Annotated in this window: 13 protein-coding genes and 4 pseudogenes; 11 read left to right on the top strand and 6 right to left on the bottom strand. The window is 68.1% G+C overall.

Annotated elements, in window-relative coordinates; translation table 11 throughout:
• Positions 1-4: 4 nt before the first annotated feature.
• Positions 5-304, bottom strand: coding sequence for a CpXC domain-containing protein (locus IE318_RS40940; RefSeq protein WP_189907952.1), 300 nt, complete (start codon positions 302-304; stop codon positions 5-7).
• 465 nt (positions 305-769) lie between these two features.
• On the opposite strand from IE318_RS40940, the pseudogene IE318_RS40935 reads away from it, so the two are divergent.
• Positions 770-1,036: pseudogene (locus IE318_RS40935) on the top strand (transposase family protein); the annotation flags it as partial.
• A 27-nt stretch (positions 1,037-1,063) separates the two neighbouring features.
• On the opposite strand, the pseudogene IE318_RS45740 reads toward IE318_RS40935, so the two are convergent.
• Positions 1,064-1,192 (bottom strand): annotated as a pseudogene (locus tag IE318_RS45740) (FCD domain-containing protein); the annotation flags it as partial.
• A 416-nt stretch (positions 1,193-1,608) separates the two neighbouring features.
• Between IE318_RS45740 and gntD the strand changes: the two are divergent.
• The 3 genes from gntD (at position 1,609) to yczE (ending at position 4,205) form a co-directional block, all read left to right on the top strand.
• Positions 1,609-2,664 carry a guanitoxin biosynthesis L-enduracididine beta-hydroxylase GntD gene (gene gntD, locus IE318_RS40925; protein ID WP_189907951.1) on the top strand — a complete coding sequence of 352 codons (1,056 nt, stop codon included), beginning with the start codon at positions 1,609-1,611 and terminating at the stop codon, positions 2,662-2,664.
• Positions 2,665-2,759: 95 nt separating this feature from the next.
• Positions 2,760-3,560: a diaminopimelate epimerase gene (gene dapF / locus IE318_RS40920; protein WP_308438629.1), complete on the top strand. Its 801-nt coding sequence runs from the start codon at positions 2,760-2,762 to the stop codon at positions 3,558-3,560.
• 30 nt (positions 3,561-3,590) lie between these two features.
• Entirely contained in the window at positions 3,591-4,205 is a 615-nt protein-coding gene (gene yczE / locus IE318_RS40915; RefSeq protein WP_189907950.1) for a membrane protein YczE, read from the top strand.
• Positions 4,206-4,250: 45 nt separating this feature from the next.
• Here yczE and IE318_RS45735 read toward each other — a convergent pair.
• The 3 genes and pseudogenes from IE318_RS45735 to IE318_RS40900 form a co-directional block, all read right to left on the bottom strand.
• Positions 4,251-4,831: pseudogene (locus tag IE318_RS45735) on the bottom strand (ISAzo13-like element transposase-related protein); the annotation flags it as partial.
• Between the two features lie 18 nt (positions 4,832-4,849).
• Positions 4,850-5,188 (bottom strand): hypothetical protein, encoded by a 339-nt coding sequence (locus IE318_RS40905; protein ID WP_189907949.1) that lies wholly within the window; start codon positions 5,186-5,188, stop codon positions 4,850-4,852.
• 645 nt (positions 5,189-5,833) lie between these two features.
• The gene (locus tag IE318_RS40900; RefSeq protein ID WP_189907948.1) at positions 5,834-6,403 is read right to left on the bottom strand and encodes a TetR/AcrR family transcriptional regulator; all 570 of its coding nucleotides are present in this window, start codon (positions 6,401-6,403) and stop codon (positions 5,834-5,836) included.
• 103 nt (positions 6,404-6,506) lie between these two features.
• Between IE318_RS40900 and IE318_RS40895 the strand changes: the two genes are divergently transcribed.
• The 4 genes and pseudogenes from IE318_RS40895 to IE318_RS45725 form a co-directional block, all read left to right on the top strand.
• Positions 6,507-7,415 (top strand): alpha/beta hydrolase family protein, encoded by a 909-nt coding sequence (locus IE318_RS40895; RefSeq protein ID WP_189907947.1) that lies wholly within the window; start codon positions 6,507-6,509, stop codon positions 7,413-7,415.
• 69 nt (positions 7,416-7,484) lie between these two features.
• The gene (locus IE318_RS44630; protein WP_194717508.1) at positions 7,485-7,700 is read left to right on the top strand and encodes a hypothetical protein; all 216 of its coding nucleotides are present in this window, start codon (positions 7,485-7,487) and stop codon (positions 7,698-7,700) included.
• 181 nt (positions 7,701-7,881) lie between these two features.
• Positions 7,882-8,622 (top strand): SDR family NAD(P)-dependent oxidoreductase, encoded by a 741-nt coding sequence (locus tag IE318_RS40890; protein ID WP_189907946.1) that lies wholly within the window; start codon positions 7,882-7,884, stop codon positions 8,620-8,622.
• A 118-nt stretch (positions 8,623-8,740) separates the two neighbouring features.
• Positions 8,741-8,845: pseudogene (locus IE318_RS45725) on the top strand (chlorophyllase); the annotation flags it as partial.
• Between the two features lie 103 nt (positions 8,846-8,948).
• Here the strand turns inward: IE318_RS45725 and IE318_RS40885 are convergent.
• Complete coding sequence (locus IE318_RS40885; RefSeq protein ID WP_189907945.1) at positions 8,949-9,419, bottom strand: MarR family winged helix-turn-helix transcriptional regulator; 471 nt, start codon at positions 9,417-9,419, stop codon at positions 8,949-8,951.
• 91 nt (positions 9,420-9,510) lie between these two features.
• On the opposite strand from IE318_RS40885, the gene IE318_RS40880 reads away from it, so the two are divergent.
• The 3 genes from IE318_RS40880 to IE318_RS40870 all read left to right on the top strand — a co-directional run bounded on the left by IE318_RS40880 (position 9,511) and on the right by IE318_RS40870 (position 11,722).
• Positions 9,511-10,746, top strand: coding sequence for an amidohydrolase family protein (locus IE318_RS40880; RefSeq protein WP_189907944.1), 1,236 nt, complete (start codon positions 9,511-9,513; stop codon positions 10,744-10,746).
• A 264-nt stretch (positions 10,747-11,010) separates the two neighbouring features.
• Complete coding sequence (locus IE318_RS40875) at positions 11,011-11,310, top strand: hypothetical protein (protein ID WP_189907943.1); 300 nt, start codon at positions 11,011-11,013, stop codon at positions 11,308-11,310.
• Entirely contained in the window at positions 11,303-11,722 is a 420-nt protein-coding gene (locus tag IE318_RS40870) for a type I-E CRISPR-associated protein Cse2/CasB (RefSeq protein ID WP_229904102.1), read from the top strand. The genes IE318_RS40875 and IE318_RS40870 overlap by 8 nt, the downstream gene beginning before the upstream one ends.
• Positions 11,723-11,862 lie beyond the last annotated feature (140 nt).

The following is an 11,862-nucleotide window of genomic DNA, read 5'->3' as shown; positions in this document are numbered from 1 at the left end:
TACCTCACACAACAGGCATACCGCGACGATCACACATCGTCAGCCCCCAACGACACCACGCAGCAAAGGTCAGTAGCAGTTGGCCGCCCTGCGACCTGCCAGGATGCGCGAGCGCGGATCCGTAGGTGTCATTTCGCCCAGCTGGTCCCCAGCACGAATGGATCAGAGGGAGCCGGTGGCCGCAGGCCAGGCATCGGTAGCGACCGTTGGCGCGGCCGTGCGGCAGCCGGGCGGAGGCGTCGGGGTCGCGGCGCAGGTCGATGATCCGTCCGTGGTCGGCGACGTCGACGGCGAGCTGGTCCATCCGCGGCAGCTTACTGCGGGTGCTGCGGCGGGTGGCGCCGGCGGGCAGAGCGAGCGGGCGGGGAGGGGCACTGGGGGTGGTGCCGGCGGCGTGGCGGGTCATGCGGGTCGACTCCAGGGTCGGGGAGGGCCGGGGCGTTGAGAGAAGCCTTGCCCGGATGGAGTTCTCCGGCGGTTGTCCGGTCGTGTTTGTGCAGGTGGCGGCCGGACATGGCCGGACTGGTCCGGGCGGCAGCTGTGGCTGGACAACGCGTGGTCGCGCTCTGACGCCGGTTTCTGACTGTGCGTACGCTGATCGTCCGTGCACGGCGGGGGAGAGCCGGGTGACTGGGAGGGGTCATGGCAGAGAAGAAGCCGGGCGGTCGGGGATACGGCGGGTTTCACAAGGACGCGACGCCCGAGAGCATCGAGCTGTCGACATACCTGCGGGCCCTGGTGAAGCGGGCGGGAAAGACACAGTGGGACCTGCGAACGCCAGGGCGTGTCCATCCTCGCCGACCGCGCCTACATCGGCGCCGGCTCCTGGGTGACCACGCCGATCAGACGTCTTCCACACCAGGACCTCACCACGACCCAGCGGACGATCAACCGAGCCCTGTCAGCGGCACGAGCACCGGTCGAAAGAAGCGTCGCGAGGCTGAAGTCCTGGCGCGTCTTCCGCAGAGCCCGGTGCAGCCCCAACCGCATGTCGGTCATCGCCGCTGCCGTCCTCACCCTGGAGCGTCAACGCTGAAAACGCTCCGTGGCCGACAGGCCACGACCACCGACGGTACAGCGTGGCTTCATCGCGCAGCGTGCGCGCGGCGGCCATCAGACGGGCGTTGCCGCAGCGCTGCAAAAGTATCTGATGGAACCTGTCGTGGACGGTGAACCACTCTGGAGAGTTCACCGTTTAGTACGACGAGGCGTATCAACGCCGTGATCCCGGGGCGTCCACGCCCTCGCCGAACACGCCAACGCCTGACTGAAAGCCATTTTCAAAGCACTGAGCCGAGTCGACCTCTCCTCCGCAGCCATCACCCGGATCGCCCGAGCAGCCTTCGTCCCTGCCACTGAACGACCGCTACCTCCTACGAAAGTCACAAACGTCACAAGGCGTTACCGAGAAGGAGTCAATGGACCGTTCGCACCCTCGCACGGCGATCCGTCTGTGATGACGGCTCCAACAATTCACTGTGACCCCCGATTGCTCCACTGGGCGAGTAAGGACGCTGGTCACTGTGGCACCGCGTCGCTACTTCGGATGTAACGCCAAGTTCTGCGCCTGTCGATCTTTCGGGCAAGATTGAACTTAAGGAGCTCCAGATGCCAAAGAACGCCTTAATCATGCACGAAATACGCCTGACGGATGAGGAGATAGCGACAGTCAGCGTCCTGGTTTCAGAACTCGACGAACGGTATCAGGACCTGGAGGGCCGGGATTTCCTGCTGGACGTCCCCGTGCATGCGCATCGGCTGCCCACTTCGCTCCGGCAAGGACTCATCCGGTTCCGACTGCAGGAGGCGCAACCGATCTGCCTCGTACGCGGCTGGGAAATCGACGACGCGGCCGTGGGCGCAACTCCGCCGCACTGGAACGACGAGGACGCCCGCGCCCGCACCCGGCGCGAGGACATATACCTCCAGCTCTGCTCCCACTTGCTCGGTGAAACCGTTGCCTGGGCCACGGAACAGGGCGGCCGCGTGATCCACCAGGTGCTGCCCATCGCCGGGAACGAGGGCGGCCAACTCGGCACCAGTACCGACCAGCTCTACTGGCACACCGAGACCGCTTTCCACCCCGAACGGATGGACTACGTCGCCCTGCTCTGCATCCGCAATCACGATGCTGTGCCCACCACTTACGCCTCCGTCGACGACCTGGATCTCGACGACGAGACCCGCGAGCAGCTTTTCCGCCCGGCGTATCCCTATCTCCCCGACGAGGCGAACCGCGTCGCCGACAAGCCCGAGAAGGCCGCAACGGAGCCGACGGATCCGCGCGCCGAGGCCGTCGCCCGCAGCCACGCCCGCGTCCGCCGGATGTTCGACGAGCCCGAGCGGGTGCCGGCGCTCTTCGGTGCCCCCGACAGCCCCTATCTGCGGGTGCACCCCCACTACATCGCCGGCTTCGGGGACGACGTTGCCGCAGAGAAGGCCTTCGATCGCCTCAAGAACGCGGTCAATATGACGTTACGCGAAACGGTGCTGGAATCTGGGGATTTGCTCTTCATCGATAACTTCAAGGCGGTGCACGGCCGCCGGGAGATTCCCGGGCGGACGGACGGCAGCGGCCGGTGGCTCAAACGCGCGTTCGTCGTCCGCGACCTGCGCAAAAGCCGCGCGCTGCGGGTGAACGCCGAGCACCGTGTCGTCCACTGATTGCCCGCCGAGGCCCTTCAGGTCGGCCCCGAAGGTCGGCTACCGCAACGGCAGCCGCGACTGATAGACCGCAACCGACAGAATGAGAGCCCGTCGTGAGGGTGAGGTTCCGCAAGGTCCATGGGGCCGGAAACGACTTCGTCTTGATCATCGGTGCCGCCGATGAACGGGACTGGCGTGCGTGGGGACCGCGGTTGTGCGCGCGGTGTACCGGGGTCGGGGCGGACGGGCTGGTCGTCAGCAGCGCAATCCGCAAAGACTCCGCCGTGCTGGACGTGCTGTGCGTCAACGCGGACGGGTCGGTCGCGACCCTGTGCGCCAACGCGCTGCGCTGCGTCGCCTGGTGCGCTTCCCGTGACCACGGGTGGACCACGATGCGCTTGGTGATGTCGGGCGTGCCGCACGACGCCGTGGTCGACGGCACGCACGTACGCGTTACGGTCGAGGCCGGCGAGGTCTATTCGGAGCGGGTCACGGAAACGTGGCCGGGCGGCACCGTACGGTTCGATGCCGTACACGTCGGTGCAGAGCACCTCGTGGCACTCGTCGACGACGTTGACCAGCTCGACGTCGAGAGCCTGGTCAACCTGGTCCGCGACCGCGGCCCGGCGGCAGCCGACGCGAACGTCAGCGTATTCCAGCTGCTTGGACCCCAGGAGCTGACGATCCGTACGTACGAACGTGGGGCGGAGGGCGAGGCCCTCAGCTGCGCCAGCGGTGCCGTCGCCGCGGCCGTCGCCGCCGCCCGCCGTGGGTTGGTCGACGTCGCCCGGCAGGTGCGCGTGCACAACCGCGCCGGAACACCACTCACCGTCATCGAACACGCAGAACGTCCCTCGTACTGGGTGGGCGGTCCCGTCACTCACGTCTTCGACGGAGAGCTGGAAGTGGCGTGACCGTCTCGACCCCACCTCTTGAGGGTAATCATGTTGCTCCGCCGCCTCTGCCAGCTCTACGTCGGCCTCACGCTCTACGGCGTGAGCCTGGCCCTGATGCTCCACGCCGCCCTCGGCCTCGACCCCTGGGACGTCTTCCACCAGGGCCTCGCCGATCGGACCGGCCTCTCTTTCGGAACAGCCACGTTGATCACTGGCGTCGTGGTGCTGCTGCTGTGGATCCCGCTGCGGCAGCGGCCCGGGCTCGGCACGGTGAGCAACGTCCTGGTCATCGGGCCGACGGTGGACGCCACCTCATGGCTGCTGCCCACCCCGCACGGTCTGCTCCTGCGCCTCCTTCTGCTCACCGCGGGCATCGTTCTCAACGGTGTCGCCAGTGGCGCGTACATCGGCGCGGGCTTCGGCCCCGGGCCCCGGGACGGCCTGATGACGGGGATCCACCGTCGGACCGGGCGCTCCCTGCGGCTCATCCGGACCGCCATCGAACTCTTCGTCCTGATCCTGGGCGTTCTGCTCGGCGGCACAATCGGTCTCGGCACCCTCGTCTACGCCCTGACCATCGGCCCCCTGGTGCAGTTCTTCCTGCCGCTGCTCACACCGTCACCCCTGTCCGCGGAAGAGGACGACCTGTCACATCAGCCGTAATAGGTCAACTCATTCTGGTATAAGGAGTTAAGGGATTGCCGGCAATCAACACGTTGGTTTGATCTTGGTTTTCGTCCGGTTTGAGAAACCTGGCGATGTCGTCTGACGGGCGGAAACGGGCTGTTGAGGCGGGGATACGGATGCCGGGGGCCACCAGGCGCTCGTGGCCTCGACGTGTGCGGAGCGCTTGCTCGCGTTGAACCTCCATCGCTGGAGTCAACGAGTCGATGAGCTCGCTGAGCTACCGGCGGGTCATCCCGGTCAATTCCGGGCCCTGGAGCGAACGCCGCGTGAGGCGAGTCGGTCTGTCCGCCAGGACCTCGTCCGGTGTTCTGCCGGTGGTCGCCACGTCCATCGGACGCTGGGGGTGGAGGGTGTAGTTCCAGTCGCCGTGGAAGCGATGGCGGGTGGTGGGCAGGGCGGCGATCTCGTCGTCGCTGATGCGGATGCCGGTTGGGGTACTGGCCGCTGTCGAGTTCGGCATGGCCGGTGAGGCCGCTGCGGCTTGTGGTCGCGGCGATGCTTTGAAGCATGACTTCATGGCTGGTCAGGGGCCTGCCGCGCCAGTTCATGGTGATGTGGGAGAACAGCCGGTGTTCGGCCTTGTTCCATTTCGATGTGCCGGGTCAATGCCGTTGTTTGAGCTAGTGAAGCATCACCGGGTTCAGGATGATGACGTTGGCGGGGACGCGCTGGGTGGGTCCGTGCTGCCGTTTCTTGACCGAGGGTGAGTACTTCGAGTCCGGGCGCTTGAGGACCCGCGGCGCAGTGTGGTGGCGGCGGGGACCGCTGTCGAGCTTGCGGCGGGCTTTGTTCTCCAGCATCGCCAGGAAGGATCCGACGGCCGACACCGCGTCCTTGGCCTGGGTGAGCACGCTGCGCCGGACGTGTTTGAGGACCTTCACGAAGGAGATCCGGTCCGGATCGATCCACTCACCGCCCGCGACCCTGACGATGATCCGGTTCAGGCATTGGTGCACCATCACTCCTCGGGTGACTCGGGGTGGCCCCGTCGCCGCGGTGCCGACCGCGCCGACTACGTGCTGGAGACGGTGTGCCGGGACGCCGGCACCGCCAGGCTGCTGCAGAGACTGATCCAGTGCCGCACCCGCGGGTTTTTCACCCACCGCCGCCCCCGCCCTGGCGAGGTCGTCTCCGCCCGGGCTCATCTGCCCGGGCACCGGCCTGGCTCGCCTCTCCTATGGCCGGGGCCGGGCACCGGCTGGGACCTGCACGGGTACCGTCACTCCGGCCTGACCCACCTTGGCGAGCAGGGCACCTCCGGCTGATGCTGATGGCCGAGTCCCGGCACACGAAGGCCGAGAATGTCCGCCGCTGTTTCAAGCCCTCTGCGGCGGTCATCGGGGTGGCGCCGTCTGTTTGGCCCCGGCTGGCGCCCGACGCTGATCGGCCGCCCTCGGCCTTCGAACCACTGCCTCTCCCGGTCGTTGATGTGCCGGTACCGCAGAGGAGGTGGAACCGTGGTGTGACGGGACAGGACGCGCACGGCGTTCTGCAGGGCGCCACTACCAGTGGCGGGCAGCGGCAGCCGTGGTCCACTCCGCGGCTAGCGCAGTCGACGGAGACCGGCGTGGCGGGTGCGGGCAGCACGGGCGCCGGGCCTGTTGTCATGCCGTGTTGCGACATCCGGTGAGGAGGACGGCGACCATGCGCTTGGCGTCGACCTGATCGTAGTCGGGGCCGGTGATGCAGAGGTTTCCGATGGCGCGCATGAGTGTGTAGGCGGTGACACCGAGCTGAAGTTCGCCGGCGGCGGCGGAGGCGTCCAGCAGCCTCGCGCAGGCCGGGACCAGGGCGTCGAGCATGAGGGTGTGGAGGTTCTCCAGTCCCGCATCTCCGGAGCCCAGCGCCGCGCCGAGGCCGTGCTTGGTCACGAGGAAGTCCACGAACGCGTCCGTCCACAGGGTCAGCGCGGTGAACGGCGAGGCGGACTCCTCAAGGAGCCGGGGAGCGAGAGCGGCGCAGGCGTCGATCTGGTGCCGATAGACAGCGGTGACGAGGTCCGCGCGGGTCGGGAAGTTCCGGTAGACCGTACCGACACCGACGCCAGCGCGTTCGGCAATGTCACGGACGGGCGCCTGGACGCCCTGCTCGACGAAGACTGCCGCGGCAGCCTCCAGTACGCCTCTGCGGGTGCGCTGCGCCTGTGCTTGGCGTACCCCGACCGACTCCGGCACGGAGGGCCCCCTTTACTCACGGAACAATGTTCCGCTAAAGTCGCGGAACAACGCTCCGTCAAAGTGTGGCGGAGCCGTTCCGTAAGGAAAGCACACGTCTACCATGTCTTCCCGCCCCCTCGGCCACCAGATCGTCTCGGTCAAGCCCATCCTCGTTCCCGCACCTGACCGCGGCATCGACCTGCAGGTGAGGGTCACCGCCCCCCGGTCGGGCCCGAACCTGCCCGTGATCGTCTTCTCCCACGGCAACGCCTGGTCCATGGACGCGTACGAGCCTCTCGTCGACCGGTGGGCCGCCGCCGGATTCGTCGTGGTTCAGCCCACCCACCTGGACTCCCGCCGCAACGCCATCGGCTGGGAAGACCCGCGCTTCGCCACCATCTGGCGCGTGCGGGTAGCCGATCTCCACGCGGTCCTCGACAACCTTGGCGACATCCTGGCCCAGGCCGGCCTGGAGAGCCGCGTCGACCGTGAGCGCATCGCCGTGGTCGGCCACTCCTGGGGTGCCCAGACCGCGGGCGCCGTCCTCGGCGCCCGCGTACTCGACGCCGACGGCGTTCCCGGCGAGGACTTCTCCCACTCCGCGGTGTCGGCCGGCGCGCTGATCGCCGCGACCGGAACCGGCGACAGCCTCACCCCGTTCGCCGCCGAGAACCTCCCGTTCATAAAGCCGGACTTCTCCACCATGGCAACCCCGGCCCTGGTCATCGCGGGTGGCAAGGACCAGTCGCAGCTCTCCACCCGGGGCCCGGAGTGGTTCACCGACGCCTACCACCTCAGCCCGGCCCCCAAGAGCCTGCTCACCATCGACGAGGCCGAGCACTCCATGGGCGGCATCGCTGGGGAAAGTGTCGCCGAGACCACCGACGAGGACCCTGCCCGCGTCGTCCTCATCGCCGACACGATCTCGGCCTACCTCCGCGCGGTCCTCGGCCTCGACGACTCCGAGTGGACGACCCTCGGCAGCGCCGCCGAGGACGGCGACGCTGCGTGGAGCATCACCAGCAAGTAAGCCCAATCCGGCAGTGAGCCGGAGTGCCTCCCATCAGGTAGCGCTCTCGAGTGCCGGCATCAAGCCCGGGTGGCGATCATCATCACTATCGAGGTGCGTATCGCCGTACGAGAATTCGCGAAGCGGGGATCGAAGCTTCCGCAGGAGCGCGCTCCCCTCGGCTCGGTGAGAGCGTCGTGTTCGGGCGCTGCCGGACCGAATATCAGCCAGTTCGGCACCCACCTTCAGTGGCCGAGCCGAGGTGTCAACGAGAGCGGAACGCCCGGTCCGTACAGCGCGATCTGAAGACGGTGCGCAGATTCAGACCGGCCGAACGACCGCTGTTCTGCACCGCTCCGCATGGCCGGCACCCAACAAACCAACAAACGTACCTATCGGCCGTAAGTCGCATGAGGAAGCCCTCCACCATCGGGGGCCTCAGGCTTCTGATTCCCGGCTTTTGATCACAGACCAGCAGGAGATTTCCATGCCATCACTCTCAGGGAAGACCGCGCTCGTCACCGGCGGCAACAGTGGCATCGGCCGTGCCGCCGCCCTCCATCTCGCTGCCCTGGGCGCCAAGGTTGTCCTCAGCGGCCGCGACACCACCCGCGGTGAAAAGGCCGTGAACGAGATCACTGAAGCGGGCGGAGCGGGCACCTTCGTGGCCGAAGACCTCAGTGACGAGAGCTCAGCTCGGCGCCTCGCCCGCGCTTCGCTCGAGCTGGGCGAGGGCCACGTCGACATCTTGGTGAACAACGCTGGCATCTTTCCCTTCGGCCCCACCGATGCGGCGACCGAGGCTGACTTCGACAGCGTCTATGCCGTGAACGTCAAGGTGCCTTTCTTCCTGGTCGCCGAGCTGGCACCACGCATGGCCGAGCGAGGAGACGGCGCAATCATCAACGTGACCACCCCGCTTGCTGAGTTCGGCGTCCCCCATCTGGCCCTCTACGGGTCGTCCAAGGCCGCCCTGGTCCTGCTCACCAAGTCCTGGGCAGCCGAGTACGGGCCCCGCGGCGTGCGCGTCAACGCCGTCAGCCCAGGACCGACTCGGACCGAGGGCACCGCCATCCTGGGCGATGCACTCGATGCTGCCGCAGCACAGGCGCCCGCAGGCCGACCCGGAACCCCTGAGGAGATCGCACAGGCCGTGGCCTACCTCGCGACCGCCTCCTGGGTACACGGCGCGATTCTTCCTGTCGATGGGGGCCGGACCGCCGTCTGAGCTTGTTGGCGTGATGTCGTCCCGGTGTCAGGGTGACATCCGCCGATGAGGCTGCTGCGCTACCAGTCTCGCGGAGACCGTGCCGAAGGGGGTATCAGGTGGTCCGGGGCGGTGAAAGCTCAGCCCGGCCCCCAAGACCCTGCTCACCATCGTCGAGGCCGAACACACCATGGGCGGCATCGCCGGCGAAAATGTCGGCGAACCCACCAACGAGCCGCCCGCGTCGGCCTCCTCGGATGCGCTGGAGTAGCGGCTGACCGCGACGGAGGGCGGCCAGGCCGGCTCGCACAGTCGAGGGCACCTATGGCCTTCACTGAGCGGTCGGCTCAACCTTCCGACTTACCGCGGGCTGTCCAGGCGCTCGCGTCCCGGCCGTAGCGGGTGAGGAAGCGCGCGAACTGCAAGCGGTCCGCACTGTCCCAGTTCGCGGTGATCTCCTCGAAGGCGCGACGCTGCTCAGTGGCGTAGGCCCTGCGCGCCGACTCTCCCGCGTCGGTGAGTTCGAGCAGGCTGCTGCGCCCGTCTTGCTGGGAGGCGACGCGGCGCAGCAGGCCCTCCGCTATGCACGCGGCGATGGCACGGCTGGCGACCGGCTGAGCGACGCCCATTTCCTCGGCAACACCCCCCACCGTGATCTGGCCTGCCGCGTCGCCTACCACGTTCAGGACGATGTTGCGGGTCAGGTCCCCACGTCCGGAGCCCACGCGCCTGCGTAGCCGGGATAGCGCCGGCCCCACGTCATCGAGGAGCGAGTCGTCGTCGGAGGGCACAGGCTGTCCTTGACTGGTCACGCCCATAATCTACAACACGCCAGATCGACATGCGTAACATATATATATGACTTAAGGTATTGATCGTTGGGTTGGTCCACCGAAGCGAGGCACGATCATGAGCACTACCGCCATCTCCGGCGCACAGGTCTTTGACGGGGAGAAGCCGCTGGGCGTCACCACCGTCGTGATCGAAGGAAGCCGGATCGTCCAGGTCGGCGGCGACGCCCCGGCCGGGGCCCAGATCGTCGACGGAACCGGAGCGACGCTGCTGCCGGGCCTGATCGACGCACACGTCCACACCGACCGTGCCTCGCTCGCGCTGGCCCTGAAGTTCGGCGTCACCACCGAACTGGAGATGCAGGGCGCGAACACCCGCGACCGGCGCACACCGATCAGCGAGGACGACTCGGTGGCCGATGTGCGCTCGTCCGGCTTTGCATTGACCCCGCCCGGCGGGCACCCGAGCGAGCTGTTCCCCGAGGACTTCCACCCGGGCAGGCCCGCTGGCGGCGGACAGGGCGGCGGGCACCGGGGCGAGCCGCCCCACCACCCCGACGCCACCAGCCCCGAGGCTGCCGCGGCGTCCATTCCGCAGCTGCTCGCGCACGGCTCGGACTACATCAAGTTCATGATCGACGACGGCAGTGTTGAAGGGCACCCCGGCCTGCCCATGCTCGACCAGGCCACCTTGAACGCCGGGGTGGCCGCAGCGCAGAAGCACGGCGCGCTGACCGTCGCCCACGCACTGACCATCGACGCCACCCGCATGGCCATCGAGGCCGGCATCGACGGCCTGGTCCACCTGTTCGTCGAACCCGCCACCGACGACATCATCGCGATGGTCAAAGACGCCGGGGTGTTCATCGTGCCCTGCACCGTGCTGAACGCCTCCATGATGGGCATCACCGGCGACCAACTCGCCGACGACCCGCGCGTGGCCTCCCGCCTGGATAGCGACTGGGACGCCACCTTGCGCTCCTGCTTCGGCCACTACCCCCAGGGCAAGCTCCAGGACGTTCTGGACAGCGTCAAGGCCCTCGCCGACGCCCGGGTCGACCTGCTGGTGGGCACCGACGTCTCCCAGCCCATGCCTTTCCTCGGCGGCCTTGCGCACGGCGCCAGCGTCCACCAGGAGATGCAGCACCTCGTGGCGGCCGGTCTGACCCCTGCGGCGGCGCTGCGCGCGGCCACCGCCACAACCGCCCGCCGTTTCCGCCTCTCCGACCGAGGCCGGATCGCCGAGGGCTTGCGCGCCGACCTGCTTCTGGTCGACGGCGACCCCACCACCACCATCACCGACACCCTCAACACCCGCGCGGTGTGGCGCCGCGGCGCCCGCCTGGCGGCCTGAACCCCGTCAGATCCAGGGCCGGGCCCGAAGGGCCCGGCCCTGTCTGCTCTCCTACACCTTCCTCTTCCCTCACGCAGCGGGGTGACTGCGCCGTGCCCGCCCACCGCATCGATAACGCCCCGCAGCGGTGGACAGGATCTCCTCCACGAGCCTGTCCACCGCGTCCAGACGGCCATGCGCTCGGGCCCGCTCCGTCATGGCCGCCGAACATGGGCATCGGCCAGGAGCGGGTCCAACGCTTTCCGCACCTGGCCTGCCGGCCAGGTGGCGCGACTCGATGCCCGGTGGGCCTTCTGGCCCGCGGCCGAGGACCCCTTTCACGAATTGCTGGACGAGGTGATCGACCGAGGGCCGGAGGACGACGACCCGGTCTCCGAGCCGTTGATCGAATACGCGACGGGCTTGATGACGACGGCCCGCACCCAGATGCTCCAGCGCCTCGACGCCCTGCCGCCCAGCGACCGCAACCACCGCGCGCGGGCCCGCGCCGTGCGGCTTTTCGAGGACGCCATGTCCGGTGACCGGGCCCCGGCCGAACTACGAGGGGAGATCGCGCGTGACTGAGCACGACCTGTCGGCCAGCACCAATCCGGAGCGGCCTCCATTTCTGCACGACAGTGCGGCGCTCACGGCGTGGCTGACCGCCCTCGTCCGCAACCGTGAGTACGGAACCCTCGCCGAGCTGCGCCGGGCCAGCGGCGGCACCAACGCGCACATCCGCGCGGGCTGGTACGGCGGCGACGACCACCGCGACCTGTTCGAGCAGATGGCCTTCCTGTTCGCGATCTACCACCAAGGGCGCCCCGCGCCCTCATACGGCCACGGCAGCCTCGGCGCCGCAGCCCGCCGGATCGGAGACGGGACCGGACGCGGGCCCAACAACCCCGGAGCCCAGCGCCTCCTGGACCGGATCGTCGCCAGCCGGCGCATCCCCTGGCGCCACCTCCAGCATGCGGTCACCCGGCTGCGGTCCTGAGAACAGCCGCCCCCGTCCTGGACCGGACTGACCGAGGACCTCATCAAATGGAACGACCGCAAGGCGCGCGTCGCCTACCGATGGTCGGTCGAGTTCCACACCCCGCCGGCACGAGACCGGGAACCACAGAACGAACCGAC

It is taken from the genome of Streptomyces spiralis (genome assembly GCF_014654675.1).
GTDB classification, from domain to species: Bacteria; Actinomycetota; Actinomycetes; order Streptomycetales; family Streptomycetaceae; genus Streptomyces; species Streptomyces spiralis.
This window is presented reverse-complemented; position numbering and strand designations above follow the sequence as displayed.